A 21,241-nucleotide genomic window follows, 5' to 3' on the forward strand; every position below is an offset into this window, starting at 1 on the left:
TCCAGTCCCGCACGTGCAAGGGTTTCGGACCGTCGCGGTGTCCGCAGGTGGAGCACACCTGGCTGGTGGGCTCGAACCGTCCGACCTTCACAAAGACCCGCCCGTACCGGGCCGCCTTGTACTCCAACATGCCCACGAACTGGGACCAGCCCGCATCGTGCACACTCTTGGCCAACCGGGTACGCGCCAAACCCCTGACCGCCAGGTCCTCCACGGCCACCGCTTGGTTCTCACGGATCAGCCGGGTGGAGAGCTGGTGGTGGAACTCACGACGCGCGTCGGCCACCTTCGCGTGGGCGCGGGCGACCTTCAGGCGGGCCTTGGCCCGGTTCTTCGATCCCTTCTGCTTGCGGGACAGCTCCCGCTGCGCCTGCTTGAGCTTCTTCTCCGCGCGGCGCAGGAACCGCGGGGAGTCGATCTTCGCGCCGTCGGACAGGACCGCGAAATGGGTCAGTCCGAGATCGATGCCGATGCAACCAGCGGGCGTTCGCCGTGAACCGGATCGACTGCCGAGCGTCCTTACGCGACTTCATGCGCGGCGCGCCCAGCTTCCGGCCCTTACGCTCCCCTTTCAGTGAGGCGAAGAAATTGCGGTAGGCGCTCTCGACATCCCGCAGCGCCTGCAGCAGCACCACCGCGGAGACCTCCCCCAGCCAGGACCGTTCGGTGGTCTGTTTGGCCTGGGTGATCAGGGTGCGGGACAGGTCCGCGGCCGTCGGCAACGGCAGGCCCTGCCTGCGGGCGTCCTCGCGGGCGCGCACCGCGTCGTTGAACACGACACGGGCGCACCCGAACGCCCTTGCCAGCGCGGTGCGCTGGCCTGGCTGCGGGTACAAGCGGAAGCTGTACCGAAGCTGCACGCAGGTCACTCTACGTATGTGGGGTATGCCTTTTAGGCAGAACATCCGGACTGGTCGGCAATGTGCTCTGTGATGCACATTCACTTGGACTTTGTGACCAAGTCCCGGCACAAGGTGTCCACGGATGCTCATCTACGGCGCACGGGGAGATCATGCGGGCGGTGCCGGACATCGAACAGCAACCGTCCCACGCGAAGCCCTGCCCGGCTCCGCCGAAAGACCACCGCGACGCTCCGCCTCGCCCCTTTCAGATTCGCTTCACCACCGGAGTGAAACCCCGGCGCACTGCGAATGAATCCCGGTAGCGCCCCTGCGCCACCCACCTGCGAGAGGCTGTTCTCCTCCAACAACGCGCCACTGCTGCTCGCCCACTCGCACAGGGGCCGAACGACGCAGCGCCCGAGCCGAACGAAGCCGACTCGAGCGCTGCGTAGCAGGTCAGGGACCATATCCCCCGCCCGCCATCCGTAGGCCCTGTGGGACTCGAACCCACAACCAATGGATTAAAAGTCCACTGCTCTGCCAATTGAGCTAAGGGCCCAGGCGATGTTGCCTCCCTGAGCATAGCCCGACGAGGCCGGGACTCCGATCGGGTATCGGGGAGCCGGGGCCGGAAGTGCGCCGTGCGGGTGTGCCGTGCGGGGGCGGACAGGGCCGCGCGGGCGGCCGGAGAGTTACGGATCGGGCGGGTCCGAGGCCTCTGCGCGGGCGGCCTCGCGGCTGCAACCCCTGTGGACCTCGGGCAGGGGGAACGCGGCAAGGCCCGCACGACCGGAGTCGCGCGGGCCCTGCCAAGTACCGTGATCAGGCGTCAGCCGTTGCGCTTCCAACGCGGCTTGTCCTCGCGGCGGCCGAACGAGCCCGAGCCGCGGTGGTCGTCACGACGGCCGTAGGGGCGGTCCTGGGCGCCGGAGCGGAAGCCGGGGCGGTCGCCCTGGCGGTCCCGGTTGAACGGACGGTCGCTGCCGCGGTGCCCGCCACGGTCGTCACGCCGCTCGAACGAACGCCCACCGCGCTCACCGTCACGACGGAACCCGCCACGGTCGTCACGCCGCTCGAACGAACGCCCGCCACGCTCACCGTCACGACGGTCGCGGTCGAAGGGGCGGCGGTCGCGGTCACCGTCACGACGGAACCCACCGCGGTCGTCACGCCGCTCGAACGAACGCCCACCGCGCTCACCGTCACGACGGTCGAACCCACGGTCCCGGTCACGGCCACCGAAGCCACGGTCACGGTCACGGTCGAAGGGGCGGCGGTCGCGGTCACCGTCACGACGGAACCCGCCACGGTCGTCACGCCGCTCGAACGAACGCCCACCGCGCTCACCGTCACGACGGTCGAACCCACGGTCCCGGTCACGGCCACCGAAGCCACGGTCACGGTCACGGTCGAAGCCGCGGTCACGGTCCCGGTCCCGGCCGAAGCCGCCCCGCTCGTCCCGGCGCTCACGACGCTCGTACGACGACTGACCGGCCGTACGCTCCTCGCGCTCGACCCGCTGGACCCGCTCGACGTCCTGAGCGGTCGGCTGCCCCGGCACGGAGACCTCGGCGGCCGACGCCTGGACGGCCTCCGACGCCCCGGCGGAAGCCGTGTCCTCCTGGACCTCGGCCGGAGCCGCCACGGCGGCCTGGATCGCCGACTCCGGGTCCTCGCCCCGCTCCCGGGCCGACCGGGCCACCAGCCGGTCGGCCTCCTCGCGCAGCTCGGTCGCGCGCCGCGTGGCACGCTCCAACTGCTTCGCGAGGTGGGCGACTTCGCGCTCGGCCTGCTGCGCCGCATTGCCGGCGGCCTCGGCCTGGACCTCGGTCATGGACCGGGCACCGGTGATCTCGGCGACCTCCGGGTCGAACGCGGCCCCGCCCTGGACGATGTGGCGCGAGGCGTCCACGCCCGCGTCCTCCATCAGCCGGAAGATCTGCCGCCGCTGGTGCGGCAGCGAAAGCGACACGACCGTGCCCGTACGACCCGCGCGAGCCGTACGGCCGGCACGGTGCAGATAGTCCTTGTGGTCCCCGGCGGGGTCCACGTTCAGCACGAGGTCGATCCCGTCGACGTGGATACCGCGGGCCGCGACGTCGGTCGCGACGAGCACGTTCACGTACCCGTCCTTGAAGTCGGCCAGCGTCCGGGTGCGCGCGTTCTGGGTCATGCCGCCGTGCAGCGCGTCCGCCTTCGCCCCGGCGTCACGCAACTGCTCGGCCACACGGTCGGCACCGAGCTGCGTACGGACGAAGATGATGGTCCGCCCCTTGCGGGAGGCGATGGCGGCGGTGACCGGAGCCTTGTCCTTGGGCTTCACCACGAGGATGTGGTGCGACATGGTCGTCACCGCGCCCTGGGCGGCGTCGACCTCGTGGCTCACCGGGTCGTTCAGGTAGCGGTCGACGAGCGTCTGGATCTCGTTCTCCATGGTCGCGGAGAAGAGCATGCGCTGGCCACCGGCCGGTACCTGGTCGAGCAGCTCGGTGACCTCGGGCAGGAAGCCCAGGTCGGACATCTGGTCGGCCTCGTCGAGCACGGCGATCTGTACGTCATCGAGGGAGCAGGCACCGCGGTTGATGATGTCGCGCAGTCGGCCGGGCGTGGCGACCAGGATGTCCACGCCGCGCTCCAGGGCGTAGATCTGGTTACCCATGGAGGTGCCGCCGCACACGACCTTCATCTTCAGCCCGACGACATCGCCGTACGGCTGCAGCGCGTCCGCGACCTGCATGGCCAGCTCACGGGTCGGCGTGAGGATCACGGCGCGCGGCTTCTTCTTCTCGGTGCGCCCGCCGGCCAGGGTGGCCAGGGTCGGCAGCCCGAAGGAGAGCGTCTTGCCCGAGCCCGTCCGGCCGCGGCCGAGGATGTCCTTGCCGGCCAGGGCGTCCGGGATGGTCGCCGCCTGGATCGGGAAGGGCGTGGTGACACCGTTCTGGGCGAGCTTGCGGACGACGCCCTCGGGCAGGCCGAGGTCGGCGAAGGTGATCTCGGGGGCGGCGGACTGGTCCTCGCCCTCCCCGCCCTCGGGCAGGACGATGTGGTCAGTGCTGGAAACAGACATGCGAAATGCGAACCTTCCGGAGTTCACGGCACGCGCCCCAAACTCCGTGAAGTCGCAAACGACCGCCTCAATGCGGTCCGGCCACGGCAAGGGAGAGTACGCGCCACACGGCGCGTCATGATGGCGCCGGGCAAATGGGATCAAACGATCTACCACCATACGCACCCGGCCCCGGCGTGTGCAAACCAAAACCCGCGTGTCCCGGGTGAGGCTCACCACACGGCCGCCCGCTCGGCCTACGCCGGATGCCCCGCCCGGGGCGCCGGCTCCCGCTCCACCAACTGTGCGGCCCGCTCATGCGCCGAGGACGACGGCTCCGCGGGGGTCGGGGACGGCGACGGATCCGGATCGTGTGTCGGTGACGGCTCCGACGAGGTCCGGGTGGGACTCGGCTCACCCTTCGTCGGCGTGGTCGGCACCGCCCCGCCACTGCCGTTGCCGGCCTTCGACGCCTCCCCCTTGGCGGTCGGCCTGGGACCCCGGCTCCCGGTATGGGCCCGGGACGCCGCCGCGGAGGGTGACGCGGAGGCGCCGGAAGCGGTCTCACCCGGCCGGGACGAACCCCCTTTGACCGCCGCCCCGCCCGCGTTCCTGCCGTCGCCGCCGTTCGCCGTCGACCCCCCGTCCGGCGCGGCCCCGCCGTGCCGGACCGCCGAGTGCGCGGGCGTGGGGCTGCCCGCGTCGTCCCCCACGCTCATACAGCCGGTGGCCGCGGCGACGGCCAGCACCGTGGCGGCCAGACGGACGGGTACGTAACAGGCGGGCACGGGCAGCCACCTCCGATAGGGGTCTCCCCTGTTCATGGGGCTCCCCAGCTCGAGCGAGATCGAGAGCGGAGGGAGCGGCCGAGAGCTCGGGGACGGTTCGAGGAGTCCCCCTGCCCAACTCCCGCCACCCGCAAGAGGACACGCGCCCTGCGAAGAGAACGTCACTCGCCCGGGGAGCCGACGTCACCCGTACCCGAGCGCGTGCAGCCGGGCGTCGTCGATCCCGAAGTGATGAGCGACCTCGTGCACTACGGTCACCTCGGACTCCGCCACCACGTCCTCTCGCGTCTCGCACATCCGCAGGGTCGGGCCCATGTAGATCGTGATCCGGTCCGGCAGCACCCCCGCGTACCACTCCCCCCGGTCCGTCAGGGGAATCCCCTCGTACAGCCCCAGCAGGTCGGGATCACCGGCGGGCGGCTCGTCCTCGACAAACACCGCCACGTTGTCCATCAGCCGGGTCAGTTCCGGTGGGATCCGGTCGAGCGCCTCGGCGACCAGTTCCTCGAACTCCTCGCGCGTCATCTCCAGCACAAAGCCATTGTCGGGCACGGGGGGCCCGCGGGAGAGCCGCGAAGCGTTCCGCATATCCACGCCCGGAACGGGGCATGCGGGACCAATGGCCAGCGTCTCCACCGCAGCCCCGCACCGCCTGCGCAGGGCGGTGGGCGCCCTCGCCCGGCGCTACCGCTCGCTGCGCCCGCCCCCTGCCACTGAACTCGTCGCCCAGCCCCACCCCTGGCTTGCCGCGCTCGGCATGGTCGGCGTCGTACTCCTGGGTGCCTGGCTCGGTCTGCTGACCGTGGGCAACGTGCGCGTCCCGGTGGGGCCCATGGACACCACCATGGCCCTGCGGCCCTCCCTCACCGGCGGCACGGCGATCAACGTCTCCCCGCTCGGCGCCCTGAAGCTGGACAGCCACCAGGCCCCCGTCCGTCTCGACGTCAACGTCGACCAGCTCGACCCGGTCCGCGCGCAGGCGCTGGTCGACCACCCCGAGCGGATCTCCGGCCTCCAGCAGGAGGTCACCCACGACGTCGAACACGGCACGCTCGACCTGGCCGTGCGCTCCTGCGTGGCGGTGGTCTCCGGCGCCACGGCACTCGGCCTCGTGATCTACCGGCGCCCGCGCCGGGCCCTGACCGCGGGCGGACTGGCCCTCGCGCTCCTCGCGGCCTCGGGCACGACGGCCTACGCCACCTGGAACCCCAAGTCGGTCCTCGAACCGAGGTTCTCCGGCCTGCTCTCCTCCGCCCCCTCCCTGGTCGGCAACGCGCGCAGCATCGTCACCGAATTCGACGTCTACCAGAAGGAGTTGGTGCGCCTGGTGACGAACGTGACGAAGCTGTACGACGTCACGTCAACCCTTCCCACGTACGAACCCGACCCGACGACGATCCGGGTCCTGCACGTCTCCGACATCCACCTCAACCCGGCGAGCTGGAAGATCATCGCGTCATTGGCGCAGCAGTACCGCGTCAACGTGATCGTCGACTCGGGCGACACCATGGACCACGGGACCGCGGCGGAGAACGGCTTCCTGGACCCGGTCAAGGACCTGGGCGCCCCGTACGTCTGGGTCCGCGGCAACCACGACTCCCGCACCACCCAGCGCTACCTGGAACGCATGAAGAACGTCCACGTCCTGGACGACGGCAGGGCGATCACCGTCGCGGGCCTGCGCTTCGCCGGGATCGGCGACCCGCAGTTCACCCCCGACCGCTCGGTCGCACCCGGCGGTGACCGCGCCGAAGAACTGGCGGGCGCACGCCTGGCCTCAGCGCTGCGCGACCAGAGGACCGCCGGGTCACCCGTCGACATCGCGATCACCCACGAACCGACGGCCGCCCGCCAGACGGACGGCGAGGTGCCCCTGGTCCTGGCCGGCCATCTGCACCAGGAGAAGACGGAGGTCATGCGGTACGGCACCCGGCTGCGCCTCGAGGGCTCGACGGGCGGCAGCGGACTGCGCGCGGTCGAGGGCACCTACCCGGCCCCCATCGAGGCCTCGATCCTCTACCTGGACCGGGACACCCGCCGCCTGCAGGCCTGGGACGAGATCAAGCTCGGCGGCCTGGGCCTGACGACGGCCGAGGTGGCGCGCCACCTGCCCAAGGAGAACCAGCCGGGCGCGCATCCGACGGCGCCCCCGGGCACCACCCCTTCACCCACCGCACCCCCGGCGACCACGCCCCAGGGCCGCGATGGAGCGCACCCGACCCACCCCGGCGCGACCCGCACACCGGGCACCCCCTAAACCGTTTTGGCGAACCCTCCTCCCATCCCATATGCTTCTCACGTCCCCGACGCGCTGAGAAGCGCCCAGGCGGGCCGATAGCCCTCATCGTCTAGCGGCCTAGGACGCCGCCCTTTCAAGGCGGTAGCACGGGTTCGAATCCCGTTGGGGGCACGCACAACCGTGTGCGACACTGTCGTACACAAAGCTTGGTCCTGTGGAGCAGTTTGGAGTGCTCGCCACCCTGTCAAGGTGGAGGCCGCGGGTTCAAATCCCGTCAGGACCGCTGAGGTTTCCTATGGAACCTCGTGGCTGGGTAGCTCAGTTGGTACGAGCGTCCGCCTGAAAAGCGGAAGGTCGCCGGTTCGACCCCGGCCCCAGCCACCAGCGACGAGAGCCCCATCCCATCAGGGATGGGGCTCTCGTCATGCCACGGGCCTGATCCGCTTGGCATGCACCCTCCCAGACGCTACGTTCTGGCGGTCGACGCAACCGTACGGATGGGGGAAACATGCGCCGGGACCAGGCGAGTGTCGCTGGGGTGGTCGCGATGGAGAAGGACCGGGCGCGCTTCGGTTTACTCGCGGTGGTCATCAGCAACCTCGCGATCGCCGGGGTCGTGATCTTCGGCGTATGGCGCCTGGACGGCGACAAATCGGTGATCGTCGGCGTACTCACCGCGGCCTTCACCGCCATCAGCAGCATGACCACCGCGTACCTGGGCATCAAGGCCGTCTCCAACACCGCCACGTCGATGACCCAGGAGAGAGCACCCCGCGAGCAGCCCGCGCCTCCGGTCCCCCAGCAGCCGAACGGCGGCTGAGCCACCAGGCCACCGGCAACGGCCACGACGCCCAGGCATCCACCCGCCATGGGCGAGCCGACGACGTGCGGTCAGCGGCCGAACAGCCAAGTGCCCCACCCGACCGGCCACGCAGCCCCAGGCCGAACCACCGGGGGCGACCCGCCGAACCGCCGGAGACAATTCGTTAGCCAGGAATTTCACCAAGGTGAGATCCTGGACCGCGTATGTCTACGCATCCTGCCCCCGCCCTCGGCGCTCTCGCCCGCCGTCTGACCGAGCTGTCCCTGCGTGACGCGCACCGCCTCGGCCGGAGGCTCGAAGGCGCGCGCAAGATCCGTAAGCCCGAGGCACGGGCCGCCGTACTCGCCGAGATCGAGGCGGAGGCCGCCAAGGCCGAGGACAGGATCGCCGGGCGCAGCGCCCGCGTCCCGGCGGTCTCGTACCCCGAGCAGCTCCCCGTCAGCCAGAAGAAGGACGTGATCGCCGACGCCATCCGCGACCACCAGGTCGTGATCGTGGCGGGCGAGACCGGCTCCGGCAAGACCACCCAGATCCCCAAGATCTGTCTCGAACTCGGCCGTGGCGTTCGCGGCATGATCGGGCACACCCAGCCCCGCCGCATCGCCGCCCGTACGGTCGCCGAACGTGTCGCCGAGGAGCTCGACACGCCCCTCGGCGAGGCCGTCGGCTGGAAGGTCCGCTTCACCGACCAGGTGAACCCCGACGCCACCTTCGTCAAGCTGATGACGGACGGCATCCTGCTCGCCGAGATCCAGACGGACCGCGAGCTGCGTGCCTACGACACGATCATCATCGACGAGGCCCACGAGCGGTCCCTCAACATCGACTTCCTGCTCGGCTACCTCGCCCAGCTCCTGCCCAGGCGCCCGGACCTCAAGGTCGTCATCACCTCGGCCACGATCGACCCCGAGCGCTTCTCCCGGCATTTCGGCGACGCGCCGATCATCGAGGTCAGTGGTCGCACCTATCCCGTCGAGGTGCGCTACCGCCCGCTTCTCGAGGAGAACGGCGACGACGCCGACCGCGACCAGATCACCGCGATCACGGATGCCGTCGAGGAACTCATGGGCGAGGGCAAGGGCGACATCCTCGTCTTCCTCTCCGGTGAACGGGAGATCCGTGACACGGCCGACGCCCTGACGAAGAAGCAGTACAGGTTCACCGAGATCCTGCCCCTCTACGCCCGGCTCTCCCATGCCGAGCAGCACCGCGTCTTCCAGCCGCACACGGGCCGCAGGATCGTCCTGGCCACGAACGTGGCCGAGACCTCCCTCACCGTCCCGGGCATCAAGTACGTCATCGACCCGGGCTTCGCCCGCATCTCGCGCTACAGCCACCGCACCAAGGTCCAGCGGCTGCCCATCGAACCGGTCTCCCAGGCGAGCGCCAACCAGCGCAAGGGCCGCTGCGGCCGTACGTCGGACGGCATCTGCATCCGTCTGTACAGCGAGGACGACTTCGAGGCCCGGCCCGAGTTCACGGACGCCGAGATCCTCCGTACGAACCTCGCCTCCGTCATCCTCCAGATGACCGCGGCCGGCCTCGGCGACATCGAGAAGTTCCCCTTCATCGACCCGCCGGACCACCGCAACATCCGCGACGGCGTCCAGCTCCTCCAGGAACTGGGAGCGCTGGACCCGGCGCAGAAGGACCCGCGCAAGCGGCTCACGGACACCGGCCGCAAACTCGCCCAACTGCCCGTCGACCCGCGCCTCGCGCGGATGGTCCTGGAGGCGGAGCGCAACGGCTGCATCCGCGAGGTCATGGTCGTCGCCGCCGCCCTGTCCATCCAGGACCCGCGCGAGCGCCCGGCCGACAAGCAGGCCCAGGCCGACCAGATGCACGCCCGCTTCAAGGACGAGACCAGCGACTTCCTCGCCTACCTCAATCTGTGGCGCTACATCCGTGAGCAGCAGAAGGAGCGCGGCTCGTCGTCGTTCCGCCGGATGTGCAAGCAGGAGTACCTGAACTTCCTGCGCATCCGCGAGTGGCAGGACATCTACACGCAGCTGCGCACGGTCGCCAAGCAGATGGGGATGCACCTGGGCGACCAGGAGGCCCCGGCCGACCGCATCCACATCTCGCTCCTCGCCGGCCTGCTCTCGCACATCGGGCTGAAGGACGTGAAGGAGTCCAAGGACTCCGGCCCCGGTGCCCGCAAGGACGGCGGACGCAACGAGTACCTGGGCGCCCGCAACGCCAAGTTCGCGATCTTCCCGGGCTCGTCGCTCTTCAGGAAGCCCCCGCGCTTCGTGATGTCCGCCGAACTCGTGGAAACCTCCCGTCTGTGGGCGCGCGTCAACGCGAAGATCGAACCCGAGTGGGTGGAGCCGCTCGCCGGCCACCTCCTGAAGCGGACCTACAGCGAACCGCACTGGGAGAAGGACCAGGCGGCCGTGATGGCGTTCGAGAAGGTGACGCTGTACGGCGTTCCGATCGTCGCCCAGCGGAAGGTGAACTACGGCCGGATCGAGCCCGAGGTCTCCCGCGAGCTGTTCATCCGCAACGCGCTCGTCGAGGGCGACTGGCGCACGCACCACAAGTTCTTCGCGGACAACCGCAAACTCCTCAGCGAGGTCGAGGAGTTGGAGCACCGGGCGCGGCGCCGGGACATCGTCGTGGACGACGACACGCTGTTCGACTTCTACGACCAGCGGGTGCCCGAGCACGTCGTCTCCGGCGCGCACTTCGACTCCTGGTGGAAGCGGAAGCGCCACGAACAGCCGGACTTCCTGGACTTCGAGCGGGAGATGCTCATCCGGCAGTCGGCTCAGGCGGTCACCAAGGCCGACTATCCGGACACCTGGCGGCAGGGGCAGCTCAAGTTCCGGGTGACGTACCAGTTCGAGCCGGGCGCCGACGCGGACGGCGTGACCGTGCACATCCCGCTCCAGGTGCTCAACCAGGTCACCGACGAGGGCTTCGACTGGCAGATCCCGGGCCTGCGCGAGGAAGTCGTGACGGAGCTGATCCGTTCGCTCCCCAAGCCGATCCGCCGCAACTACGTGCCCGCGCCGAACTACGCGCAGAGGTTCCTGGACAAGGCGGTGCCCCTGCAGGAGCCGCTGACGGTGACGATGGCGCGCGAGCTGAAGCGCATGGTCGGCGTGCCCTTCGAGGCGGAGGACTTCGACTGGTCGAAGATTCCCGACCATCTGAAGATCACCTTCCGTATCGTCGACGAGCGGCGCCGCAAGCTCGCCGAGGACAAGGACCTGGAGGCGCTGAAGCTCCAGCTGAAGCCGAAGGCGAGGAAGGCGCTCTCCCAGGCGGCGGCCGCGACGGCCTCCCGCGAGGGCGGCGAGTCCCTGGAGCGCAGGGGCCTCACGGACTGGACGATCGGCACGCTCACCCGGGTCTTCGAGACGCGCCGGGCAGGCCAGCCGGTGAAGGCGTACCCGGCGCTGGTGGACGACGGCGACACGGTCTCGGTCCGCCTCTTCGACACGGAGGCCGAGCAGACGGAAGCCATGTGGAAGGGCACGCGGCGCCTCATCCTGCGCAACATCCCGGTGAACCCGGCGAAGTTCGCGTCCGAGAAGCTGACCAACGCCCAGAAGCTGGCGCTCTCGGCCAACCCGCACGGCTCGATCCAGGCCCTGTTCGACGACTGCGCGATGGCCGCGGCCGACAAGCTGATCGAGGACTTCGGCGGCCCGGTGTGGGACGAGGAGTCGTACCGGAAGCTGTACGACAAGGTCCGCGCGGAGATCATGGACACGACGGTCCGTACGGTCGCCCAGGTGCAGCAGGTGCTGGCCGCCTGGCAGGCTGCCGAGCGCCGTCTGAAGGCCGTGAACAGCCCCGCCCTCCTGGCGAACCTGACGGACGTCCGCAAACAGCTGAACGCCCTCGTGAAGCCCGGTTTCGTGACCTGGGCGGGCATACGACGACTGCCCGACCTGATGCGCTACCTGGTGGCCGTGGACCGCCGGCTCCAGCAGATGCCGACGAACGTCCAGCGGGACACCACCCGGATGCAGAAGGTCCACGAGATGCAGGACGAGTACGCCTGGCTCCTGGAGCAGCTCCCGCGGGGCCGGCCGGTCGCGTCCTCGGTCCTGGACATCCGCTGGATGATCGAGGAACTCCGGGTCAGCTACTTCGCCCACGCGCTGGGCACGGCGTACCCGGTCTCGGACAAGCGGATCGTGAAGGCGATCGACGCGGTCGTCGGCGCGTAGCGACTGCGCCTGGTTCGCGGAGGCGGTGGAGCGAGGCCCGAGTGCTTCTCGGCGTCTGCCAGGGAGCGGCTGGGCTCAGCCACATCGTCCGTCGGCCCGCCCTGGCCCGCACGGACGCTGGTCGGCCCGGCGGATTGCCGGGGCGCTCCTGGAGCCCTGCGGGTGCCTGTACGGGCCTCAGGGGCGCCGCCACCGGCCGGGCAGGGCGGGATTGCGTCTGACGTCCCCCAAGTCGTCGGGCGACGTCACTGTCGCGTCCGGCGCTTGAGCGGTCCTCCTGCCGTGCTCGCACACCGAGTTCGACCACACCGCCTGACCTGCTGTACAGTTCTTCTCGCAGCCGCGGTAAGCGGCAGCGACACCAGGTCCTGTGGAGCAGTTTGGAGTGCTCGCCACCCTGTCAAGGTGGAGGCCGCGGGTTCAAATCCCGTCAGGACCGCAAGAAAGCCCCGCACCTTCGAGGTGCGGGGCTTCTTCGTTCTCGGCTCACCCCGGCGCCCACGGCTCTCCCCCGTGGCCCGCATCCCCACCGCCCCTCGCGGGCGGCCCTCGTACGGGTGCCGTGTGACTTGACGGCGTCACTTTCCACCGGTACCCCGGAAGCCAGGGTCTCCGACTGCCCGAGTCCCGGGAGGTGGCGTATGGCGACGTCGGCCCGACACGAGACGCGCGCTCTGCTCCGTGCCCATCTGTCCGCCGCTTCCGGGTACCGCCATCTCACCCGGCGCTGTCCGGTCTGCCACCAGTTGCTACGCCTGGCCATGGAACCCGGCCAGTACGGCGAGGAGGGCCCTGAGACGGCCCCCGAGGGCGAGGGCCCCTCCAGCCCCTCCTCGGCATGACCGGACCTTCAGCGCCTCCGGCGCACACCCGGCGCATGGCAGGAGGCCTCACACGGCCTCCCCCACGGGTACCTCTGAATGCACCGGGCCGCCCAACACCCGCTCCACACAGGCGTGTTCCTCTAGCAAAGACATCAGGAACACAACAAGAACCTCGACGTGTGACGGGTGTCACTGCACAAGTTTTGGGAATGGTGGAACTTACACCCCTCCTACAACTAGTCAATTTAATATGTGCAATTGCACCCCCCTTTGAGCTCCTGCGCAGCAGATCAGACACCCCTCCCCAGACCCCGACAGGGCCGCTCACGAAACGGCCCGCACCCCGGCGGTCAGGGCACAAAAAAGATCGCGCTGGACCCGGCGGAGTCCAGCGCGATCGACGACGCACCCTTGTCGTGCCTCTGTTGACCTTGGGCGAGGGTCCTGTTGGGGCAGAACCCGCGTCGGTTGGAGCTGTGGTTCGGACGTCACGGCAGGTTGGGGGGCCTGCACTATGTCCGGTTATGCGATCGTTCAGGCCTCGCTGCGCTGCTGCGGGATACCCGCAAGCAGGGCGCGAACCTCGGCCTCGCGGTAGCGGCGGTGGCCACCGAGCGTGCGGATCGACGTGAGCTTGCCGGCCTTCGCCCACCGCGTGACCGTCTTGGGGTCGACGCGGAACATCGTGGCGACCTCAGCCGGGGTCAGCAGCGGCTCGGCATCAGGGGTGCGAGCGGTCATGAGCGGCCTCCTCGGGAGAACCGAACCTTCTCGGTTCTTTCCTCTAAATTCTGCACCTTGACCCGCGTTGCCCGATATGGCGGACGCGAGTCGAGTCGGTTATAGGACGAACGGCTTGTCCTCGGCACTACAACTACACCATCTGTCCAGCCGCGTCGGCCAAACCGATGGAATTGCCCTCCCAGGTGTTCATCAGCGACGGAAGCCGATGGACCATGCCATAGCGGACAGTCACGCCTCTGTGACGATCAGTCACACGGGCGATCAGGAGGCACCAGACCCCCCAAAGCACGCAACACAGAGTTTCCGACCATGAGTGGACAGAGGGAACCTCCCCCGAGCTCCTTGTCCTATTTTGGCATGAGGAGGGCCGTTAGACGCAAGATCCTTGTAAGTGCGGTCCGTCACGCTTGGTGGCATAAGCCCGGATCGGACCCTACGTCCCCGCATCGCCTCGCGATACGTCAACCATGGGCCAAGGGTTATCACTTCATCATGTCTCACCGGTCACAATTCGCGCACCGGTTCGCCCGGGACTGAGGGCTCAGTTGGCCGACCGGCGGTCCCGCACGGCCCGCCAGCGCTCCACCAGCCGCCCGTACGCCTCCCCGGCCGCGGCCCCGTCCCCGTGCCGCAGGGCCTCGATGCCCTCGGCGACATCCGCGGCCGAGTGGTCGCCGTCCAGCTCCCCGGCCGGCAGGACGTGCACGAGCCCTCCGTAGTCCAACTCGACCAGCGACCGGGGATGGAACTCCTCCAGCCAGCGCCCCACGTCCACCAGGCCGTCGATGAGCGTCCCCTCGTCGATCGTGTCCCTCAGCGTCCGCAGCGCCCGTGCGGTGCGCCGTCGCGCCTGCACCATGGGCGTGCGGTAGCGCAGCATCGGGGGGATCTCGCCGGACCTCTCGTCGTACCGCCGCTCGGCGTCGGAGACGAGCACGAACCAGTTCAGCGGCACCTGCCAGGTCGCGGTGCGGATCCAGGGCCGGGCGTCCGGGTTGCGGGCCCGCCAGCGCTCGTAGTCCTGGGCGGCCTGGCGGCGCACCACGGGCGGCAGGACCGCGTCCAGGACCGGCACGGGCAGCTCCTGCGCCAGCTCACCCAGCGCCTGCCAGCCGCGCAGCCGGGTGCGCCAAGGGCACACGCACAGCACCCCGTCGACCTCGGTCACGAAGGCGTCACCGCTCTCCTGGACCGGCACCACGACCGGCGGGGTGGGCAGCAAGTCGGCCAGCGAACGGCGCAGTTCGTCCTGGTACGAGGGACGGTCGGGGCGCCGGGCGTAGCGTGCCCAGTGGCTGCGCTCCGGCTCGGGGAATGCAGCCAAAGGCTCGTACACACGCAAGTAGGACGCGTACGGAACGGTCACCGAGGACACCTTGGGCACGCCTGCTCCCTCCCCATCGCACTGCACCCGAAACCCGTCCGGGTGCGGCCCGGACGGGGCGGAAAACCATGGCAAATCGTCCCACGAGCCCGCCACGGCGTACTCGGCGTACTCCAAGGGAGGGTGATACTGCGCACTGAGCGGCTGGCGAGCCCGAACACGCTCTACGCTCATGCCCACGGGGCCCGCCACCCGTACGGGGCCCGCCCAACCGCCGCTACTCAACCGGGAGTCACCACCGTGACCGACGTAACCGACGGCGTCCTTCGCACCCTGTTCCGCTCGGATCAGGGGGGCCATGAGCAGGTCGTGCTCTGCCAGGACCGGGCCAGTGGTCTCAAGGCCGTCATCGCGATCCATTCCACCGCACTGGGCCCCGCCCTCGGTGGTACGCGCTTCTACCCGTACGCGACCGAGGAGGAGGCCGTCGCCGACGCCCTGAACCTCTCGCGCGGGATGTCGTACAAGAACGCCATGGCCGGTCTCGACCACGGCGGTGGCAAGGCCGTGATCATCGGCGATCCCGAGCTGATCAAGACGGAGGAGCTGCTGCTGGCGTACGGCCGATTCGTCGCCTCGCTCGGCGGGCGCTATGTGACCGCGTGCGACGTCGGCACCTATGTGGCGGACATGGACGTCGTGGCCCGGACGTGCTCCTGGACCACCGGGCGCTCCCCGGAGAACGGCGGCGCGGGCGACTCCTCGGTGCTCACCGCCTACGGCGTCTTCCAGGGCATGCGGGCCTCGGCCCAGCACCTGTGGGGCGACCCGACGCTACGGGGCCGCAAGGTCGGTGTCGCGGGTGTCGGCAAGGTGGGGCACTACCTGGTCGGACACCTGCTGGAGGACGGCGCCGAGGTCGTGATCACCGATGTGCGGCCGGACGCCGTGCGCCGGGTCACCGACGCGCACCCCGAGGTCACCGTGGCCACCGACACCGACTCCCTGATCCGGACCGAGGGGCTGGACATCTACGCGCCCTGCGCGCTGGGCGGGGCGCTGAACGACGACACCCTGCCGGTGCTGACGGCGAAGGTGGTGTGCGGCGCGGCCAACAACCAGCTCGCGCACCCGGGCGTGGAGAAGGACCTCGCCGACCGCCGGATCCTGTACGCCCCGGACTACGTCGTCAACGCCGGCGGTGTCATCCAGGTCGCCGACGAACTGCACGGCTTCGACTTCGACCGGTGCCGGGCGAAGGCGGCGAAGATCTTCGACACCACGCTGGCCATATTCGCACGTGCGAAGAAGGACGGTATTCCGCCTGCCGCGGCGGCCGACCGGATCGCCGAACAGCGGATGGCGGAGGCGCGGGCGGGCGCCCGCCCCGGGGAAGCCGCCGGGGTTTGACGGGTACCCGCCGATGGGGGCTTGGAGAGAACTCTCACTCTTATCGGCGGGTCGCCCGCCGATAAGTGGTTAAAATCGGCCGTGACCAGCGAGGACGGGGTACCTCGGCGGTCCTGGGCACACGCCCGCCCACGGGCGACGTACCGTATGGGCGTGGGCTCAGGTACCGTGGAAGCCCTACGGACCGGTCTCTCCGAGGAGAGCCCGTTCTGGATCATGAACGCGTGTCAAGACTCTGGGGCCGTCGAGCCCCGTCATCGAGGGGGTCGAGCCATGGGGCGCGGCCGGGCCAAGGCCAAGCAGACGAAGGTCGCCCGCCAGCTGAAGTACAACAGCGGTGGGACTGATCTGACGCGGCTTGCCAATGAACTGGGCGCATCGACTTCGAGCCAGCCGCCGAACAGCGAGCCGTTCGAGGACGACGAAAACGACGACCCGTACGCACGGTACGCGGATCTGTACAACGACGACGATGAGGACGACGAGGACGACCAGTCCGGTCCAACGTCGCAGCGCCGCGGCGCTTGACGTAGCACGCTCCGCAGTTCCCGCAACGACTGCACCTCACCCGGCCCGGGGCCTCGGCACCGGACCGGGTTTAGTGCTGTCTGTCAAGCGTAGTCACCCACCAGGGCCGCACCCGTCTCGTGGCCGTCCCGGTCGGTGATCTCGCCGGCGACCCATGCGTCCGTACCGCGGTCGGCCAGGGCGGCGAGCGCGACGTCCACCGACTGCTCGGGGACGATCGCGATCATGCCGACGCCCATGTTCAGGGTCTTCTCCAGTTCCAGGCGCTCGACATCCCCCGCCTTCCCGACGAGGTCGAAGATCGGCGCCGGGGTCCAGCTGGAGCGGTCGACGACCGCATGCAGGTCGTCCGGGATCACTCGGGCCAGGTTGGCCGCGAGCCCGCCGCCGGTGACGTGGCTGAACGCGTGCACCTCGGCCGCGCGCATGAGCGCCAGGCAGTCCAGCGAGTAGATCTTGGTGGGCTCCAGCAGTTCCTCGCCGAGGCTGCGGCCCAGTTCCTCCACATGCTGGTCGAGGCTGAGCTTCGCCCTGTCGAGAAGGACGTGCCGGACGAGCGAGTACCCGTTGGAGTGAAGTCCGGAGGCGGCCATGGCGATGACCGCGTCACCCTTGCGGATACGTTCCGCGCCGAGCAGCCGGTCTGCCTCCACGACGCCCGTTCCGGCGCCCGCGACGTCGAAGTCGTCCGGACCGAGAAGGCCGGGGTGCTCCGCCGTCTCACCACCGACCAGGGCGCATCCGGCCAGCACACAGCCCTCGGCGATGCCCTTGACGATCGCCGCGACGCGCTCCGGGTGGACCTTGCCGACGCAGATGTAGTCGGTCATGAAGAGCGGCTCGGCACCGCACACCACGATGTCGTCCATGACCATGGCGACCAGGTCGTGGCCGATGGTGTCGTAGACGCCCATCCGGCGTGCGATGTCGACCTTGGTGCCGACCCCGTCGGTGGCGGACGCGAGCAGCGGGCGCTCGTAGCGCTTCAGGGCGGAGGCGTCGAAGAGGCCGGCGAAGCCGCCGAGGCCGCCGAGGACCTCGGGCCGCTGCGTCTTCTTCACCCACTCCTTCATCAGCTCCACCGCGCGGTCGCCCGCTTCGATGTCGACGCCTGCCGCCGCATAGGAAGCACCGGAGGTTCCCGTCGACGGAGTCGACCGATCGAACGCAGTAGACATTGCCTGGGATCTTTCGGGTTGGTGGGACGGGCTCACGGGCGACGGATGGCGTCGGCCGCGGCCGTGGCGGCGGGACCGGCCGCCAGCTCGGTCTCCAGAAGCTGCTTGCCCAGCAGCTCCGGGTCCGGCAGCTCCATCGGGTACTCGCCGTCGAAGCAGGCGCGGCACAGGTTCGGCTTGGCGATGGCGGTCGCCTCGATCATGCCGTCGAGGGAGATGTACGCCAGGGAGTCGGCGCCCAGCGAGGTGCCGATCTCCTCGACCGTCATGCCGTTGGCGATCAGCTCGGCACGGGTCGCGAAGTCGATGCCGAAGAAGCAGGGCCACTTCACCGGCGGGGAGGAGATCCTGATGTGGATCTCGGCGGCGCCCGCCTCGCGCAGCATCCGTACCAGCGCCCGCTGGGTGTTGCCGCGCACGATCGAGTCGTCGACGACGACCAGGCGCTTGCCCTTGATGACGTCCTTCAGGGGGTTCAGCTTCAGACGGATGCCGAGCTGGCGGATCGTCTGCGAGGGCTGGATGAAGGTACGCCCGACGTACGCGTTCTTGACCAGGCCGGCGCCGAACGGGATGCCGGACTCCTCCGCGTAACCGATGGCGGCCGGAGTGCCGGACTCCGGGGTCGGTATGACCAGGTCGGCCTCGACGGGAGCCTCCTTGGCGAGGCGACGGCCCATCTCGACACGAGAGAGGTAGACGTTCCGCCCGGCGATGTCCGTGTCGGGACGGGCAAGGTACACATACTCGAAAACACATCCGCGAGGCTTCGCATCCGCGAAGCGCGACGACCGCAGGCCGTTCTCGTCGATGGCGATGAACTCGCCCGGCTCGATCTCGCGGACGAAGCTGGCGCCCGTGATGTCGAGCGCGGCGGTCTCGGAGGCGACGACCCAGCCGCGCTCCAGGCGACCGAGGACCAGCGGGCGGATGCCCTGGGGGTCGCGGGCCGCGTAAAGGGTCTGCTCGTCCATGAAGACGAGCGAGAAGGCTCCCATGACCTTCGGCAGCACCAGGAGGGCTGCCTGCTCGACGGTCAGCGGCTTGCCGTCGTCGTCGAACTGACCGGCGAGGAGGGCCGTGACCAGGTCCGTGTCGTTCGTCGCGGCCACCTGGGTGGCGCGGCCGTTCTCCTTGGGGAGCTCGGCGACCATCCGGGCGAGCTGCGCCGTATTGACGAGGTTGCCGTTGTGGCCGAGCGCGATGGAGCCGTGCGCCGTGGCACGGAACGTCGGCTGGGCGTTCTCCCACACGGAGGCGCCAGTGGTCGAGTAGCGGGCGTGACCGACCGCGATATGACCCTGGAGCGAACCGAGCGAGGTCTCGTCGAAGACCTGGGAAACCAGGCCCATGTCCTTGAAGACGAGGATCTGGGAGCCATTACTGACCGCGATACCCGCGGATTCCTGACCCCGATGCTGGAGGGCGTAGAGCCCGAAGTACGTGAGCTTTGCGACCTCTTCACCCGGAGCCCAGACACCGAAGACGCCGCACGCGTCCTGGGGGCCTTTCTCACCGGGGAGCAGGTCGTGATTGAGTCGACCGTCACCACGTGGCACGCCACCGAGTGTATTCGAGGCCGACCGCTGGTCCGAATTGGGGATGGCTGTAAGTCCTGGGCCCCTCACCCGCGACAACTGTTGTGGGGGCGGTGTTTTCCCAGGTCAGGCTGGGTATTGGTGATCCATCCGGCGCGGGTACACGGTGTCGGGCAGGCGGCGGGGATTTCTGCGGTGGGGACATGAGTGAGGTGTCGCACATCATGCGCGTGGGTGGACGCCCCACGGATCCGCTTCACGCCATGAGCGGCAGCAGTCCCCCGAGGTCGGCCCGCTCCCCGCTCGCGCTGACTGCGGCGTCCGTCACGGCTTCCTGCCACGTGGTCCGCCCGGTGGCCAGCCGGATCCAGGTCAGCGGGTCCATCTCGACCACGTTGGGCGGGGTGCCGCGGGTGTGCCGGGGGCCCTCGACACACTGCACGACGGCGTACGGCGGGATGCGTACCTCGGTTGATGCGCCGGGCGCCCGGACGGCGAGCGCGTCGGCCAGGAGCCGTGTGGCGCAGGCGAGAGCCTGGCGGTCCTGGGGGACGTCCAGGCCCGGCACCGCGGCGTTCAGGTCGTCGGTGTGGACGACGAGCTCGACGGTTCGGGTGACGAGGTAGTCGGCGAGCGGCAGAGCCCCGGCGTTGGTGGCGAGCAGCCGGGTGCCGGGGTGCGCGTCGAGCTGCCGGGTCAGGTCTTGCTCCACCTGTGCGAGAAAGGCGTCGAGGTCGGGCTGGTCCCGGGCGAGCCTCCGGGTGAAGTCGTCGATGGCCGAGGAGCTGGCGGAGGTGGCGAAGGGCCAGTCCAGGAGCGAGGCTTCCTGCCGCGTCGGCTCCGGCTGGTCGAGCGAGCGACCGACGGCTGTGACGGCCATCCCGATGTGCGCGACCAACTCCCTCACCGTCCAGCCCTCCAGTCGCGTGGGAAGGGCGAGTTGCGCGGGCGACAGGGTGCCTACGGCTTCCCGTACGTTGCCGAGCTGGGTGAGGACCGCCGTGCGGGTCTTCACCGGGTCGTAGGTCCTGGTGCGCTTCTTGGCCGGGGGCATGGCGATGAGCCTATGCCTTCAGCGCGTATCCGCTCAGGCCTTCGGCGATCAGGCCGAAGGCTCGGTGGGCGCGTTCCGCGGCGTCGGCGGCGACCTCGTCGACGGTCTCGCCGCTGTCGATGCGGCGGTGGTGCTCCTCGACGAGGGCGTTGCGGGCGGCGGTCAGCGCGGCGGCGGCGACCAGAGCGAGCGTGGCGTCACCGGTCTCCTCGGCCAGCACGTCGGCCAGTTCGCGCGCGCCCTTCTCCGACTCGGCATAGGCGCGTTCCATCAGCGCCGGTGTCGCCACGATGACCTCGCGGATCCGGCGGGCGAACGGCTCGCCGTTCAGGCCGATCGATGGGTCGCGCCTCTCGATCATCTCCAGGAACTGCCGTCGCACGGCGTCCACCGCCGACTCACCGGGCGCGCGCTCGCGCACGGCGCGGGCGGCGTCGGAGAAGTGCTCGACCATGGGTCGGAAGACCAATTCCTCTTTCGACCCGAAGTAGTTGAAGACGGTCATCTTGGAGACCTCGGCGGCATCGGCGATCTCCTGCACCGAGACGGCGTCGAAGCCCTTCTCGACGAACAGGGCGACCGCGGTCCGGTAGATCCGCATCGCCGTCTGCAGCTTTTTGCGTTCGCGTAGCCCCATCGCCTCAGTAGCCATGACGTCACCTTACCAAGGCGAACATTAGTCCGTGATGAAATTTAGTCCTGGATTAATGATTGACTCG

General features: G+C 69.4%; 15 protein-coding genes, 5 tRNA genes and 1 pseudogene. 11 read left to right on the forward strand and 10 right to left on the reverse strand.

From position 1 onward, the window contains the following. The 3 genes and pseudogenes from ACWDEX_RS34865 to ACWDEX_RS34875 all read right to left on the reverse strand — a co-directional run. Nucleotides 1-860, reverse strand: a pseudogene (locus ACWDEX_RS34865) (RNA-guided endonuclease InsQ/TnpB family protein); the annotation flags it as partial. Between the two features lie 468 nt (nt 861-1,328). After that, nucleotides 1,329-1,401 (reverse strand) — tRNA-Lys (locus ACWDEX_RS34870). Between the two features lie 270 nt (nt 1,402-1,671). Continuing rightward, nucleotides 1,672-3,909: a DEAD/DEAH box helicase gene (locus ACWDEX_RS34875; RefSeq protein ID WP_450468479.1), complete on the reverse strand. Its 2,238-nt coding sequence runs from the start codon at nt 3,907-3,909 to the stop codon at nt 1,672-1,674. A gap of 381 nt (nt 3,910-4,290) precedes the next feature. Between ACWDEX_RS34875 and ACWDEX_RS34880 the strand changes: the two genes are divergently transcribed. Beyond that, the gene (locus tag ACWDEX_RS34880) at nt 4,291-4,665 is read left to right on the forward strand and encodes a hypothetical protein (protein WP_450468480.1); all 375 of its coding nucleotides are present in this window, start codon (nt 4,291-4,293) and stop codon (nt 4,663-4,665) included. Between the two features lie 194 nt (nt 4,666-4,859). Here the strand turns inward: ACWDEX_RS34880 and ACWDEX_RS34885 are convergent, their stop codons facing one another. Continuing rightward, the gene (locus tag ACWDEX_RS34885; RefSeq protein WP_450468481.1) at nt 4,860-5,210 is read right to left on the reverse strand and encodes a metallopeptidase family protein; all 351 of its coding nucleotides are present in this window, start codon (nt 5,208-5,210) and stop codon (nt 4,860-4,862) included. A gap of 85 nt (nt 5,211-5,295) precedes the next feature. On the opposite strand from ACWDEX_RS34885, the gene ACWDEX_RS34890 reads away from it, so the two are divergent. From ACWDEX_RS34890 to ACWDEX_RS34925, 8 genes are all read left to right on the forward strand, one after another. Next, a complete protein-coding gene (locus ACWDEX_RS34890; protein ID WP_450468482.1) occupies nt 5,296-6,933 on the forward strand; it encodes a metallophosphoesterase family protein in 1,638 nt (545 codons plus the stop codon). 80 nt (nt 6,934-7,013) lie between these two features. Next, nucleotides 7,014-7,086, forward strand: a tRNA-Glu gene (locus ACWDEX_RS34895). A 37-nt stretch (nt 7,087-7,123) separates the two neighbouring features. Beyond that, nucleotides 7,124-7,198, forward strand: a tRNA-Asp gene (locus ACWDEX_RS34900). A gap of 24 nt (nt 7,199-7,222) precedes the next feature. After that, a tRNA-Phe gene (locus ACWDEX_RS34905) sits at nt 7,223-7,299 on the forward strand. A gap of 124 nt (nt 7,300-7,423) precedes the next feature. Continuing rightward, the gene (locus ACWDEX_RS34910; RefSeq protein ID WP_450468483.1) at nt 7,424-7,735 is read left to right on the forward strand and encodes a hypothetical protein; all 312 of its coding nucleotides are present in this window, start codon (nt 7,424-7,426) and stop codon (nt 7,733-7,735) included. A 206-nt stretch (nt 7,736-7,941) separates the two neighbouring features. Beyond that, entirely contained in the window at nt 7,942-11,922 is a 3,981-nt protein-coding gene (gene hrpA, locus ACWDEX_RS34915; RefSeq protein WP_450468484.1) for an ATP-dependent RNA helicase HrpA, read from the forward strand. 364 nt (nt 11,923-12,286) lie between these two features. Beyond that, nucleotides 12,287-12,361, forward strand: a tRNA-Asp gene (locus tag ACWDEX_RS34920). A 202-nt stretch (nt 12,362-12,563) separates the two neighbouring features. After that, nucleotides 12,564-12,764 (forward strand): DUF6274 family protein, encoded by a 201-nt coding sequence (locus ACWDEX_RS34925; RefSeq protein WP_450468485.1) that lies wholly within the window; start codon nt 12,564-12,566, stop codon nt 12,762-12,764. Between the two features lie 516 nt (nt 12,765-13,280). Here ACWDEX_RS34925 and bldC read toward each other — a convergent pair. Together bldC and ACWDEX_RS34935 are read right to left on the reverse strand one after the other, a co-directional pair. After that, the gene (gene bldC / locus ACWDEX_RS34930) at nt 13,281-13,487 is read right to left on the reverse strand and encodes a developmental transcriptional regulator BldC (protein WP_003949541.1); all 207 of its coding nucleotides are present in this window, start codon (nt 13,485-13,487) and stop codon (nt 13,281-13,283) included. Nucleotides 13,488-14,031: 544 nt separating this feature from the next. Next, nucleotides 14,032-14,874: a hypothetical protein gene (locus tag ACWDEX_RS34935; RefSeq protein ID WP_450468486.1), complete on the reverse strand. Its 843-nt coding sequence runs from the start codon at nt 14,872-14,874 to the stop codon at nt 14,032-14,034. A 240-nt stretch (nt 14,875-15,114) separates the two neighbouring features. On the opposite strand from ACWDEX_RS34935, the gene ACWDEX_RS34940 reads away from it, so the two are divergent. Together ACWDEX_RS34940 and ACWDEX_RS34945 are read left to right on the forward strand one after the other, a co-directional pair. After that, the gene (locus ACWDEX_RS34940; RefSeq protein WP_450468487.1) at nt 15,115-16,224 is read left to right on the forward strand and encodes a Leu/Phe/Val dehydrogenase; all 1,110 of its coding nucleotides are present in this window, start codon (nt 15,115-15,117) and stop codon (nt 16,222-16,224) included. A gap of 273 nt (nt 16,225-16,497) precedes the next feature. Continuing rightward, a complete protein-coding gene (locus ACWDEX_RS34945) occupies nt 16,498-16,752 on the forward strand; it encodes a DUF3073 domain-containing protein (protein ID WP_450468488.1) in 255 nt (84 codons plus the stop codon). 83 nt (nt 16,753-16,835) lie between these two features. Here ACWDEX_RS34945 and purM read toward each other — a convergent pair whose 3' ends face one another. The 4 genes from purM to ACWDEX_RS34965 form a co-directional block, all read right to left on the reverse strand. After that, complete coding sequence (gene purM / locus ACWDEX_RS34950; RefSeq protein WP_450468489.1) at nt 16,836-17,930, reverse strand: phosphoribosylformylglycinamidine cyclo-ligase; 1,095 nt, start codon at nt 17,928-17,930, stop codon at nt 16,836-16,838. 32 nt (nt 17,931-17,962) lie between these two features. Beyond that, nucleotides 17,963-19,489 carry an amidophosphoribosyltransferase gene (purF, locus tag ACWDEX_RS34955; RefSeq protein ID WP_450468490.1) on the reverse strand — a complete coding sequence of 509 codons (1,527 nt, stop codon included), beginning with the start codon at nt 19,487-19,489 and terminating at the stop codon, nt 17,963-17,965. 235 nt (nt 19,490-19,724) lie between these two features. Further along, complete coding sequence (locus ACWDEX_RS34960; protein WP_450468491.1) at nt 19,725-20,522, reverse strand: sterol carrier family protein; 798 nt, start codon at nt 20,520-20,522, stop codon at nt 19,725-19,727. Nucleotides 20,523-20,532: 10 nt separating this feature from the next. Further along, complete coding sequence (locus ACWDEX_RS34965) at nt 20,533-21,174, reverse strand: TetR/AcrR family transcriptional regulator (protein ID WP_450468492.1); 642 nt, start codon at nt 21,172-21,174, stop codon at nt 20,533-20,535. Nucleotides 21,175-21,241: the final 67 nt, after the last annotated feature.

The organism is Streptomyces sp. NPDC001020 (assembly GCF_053599115.1).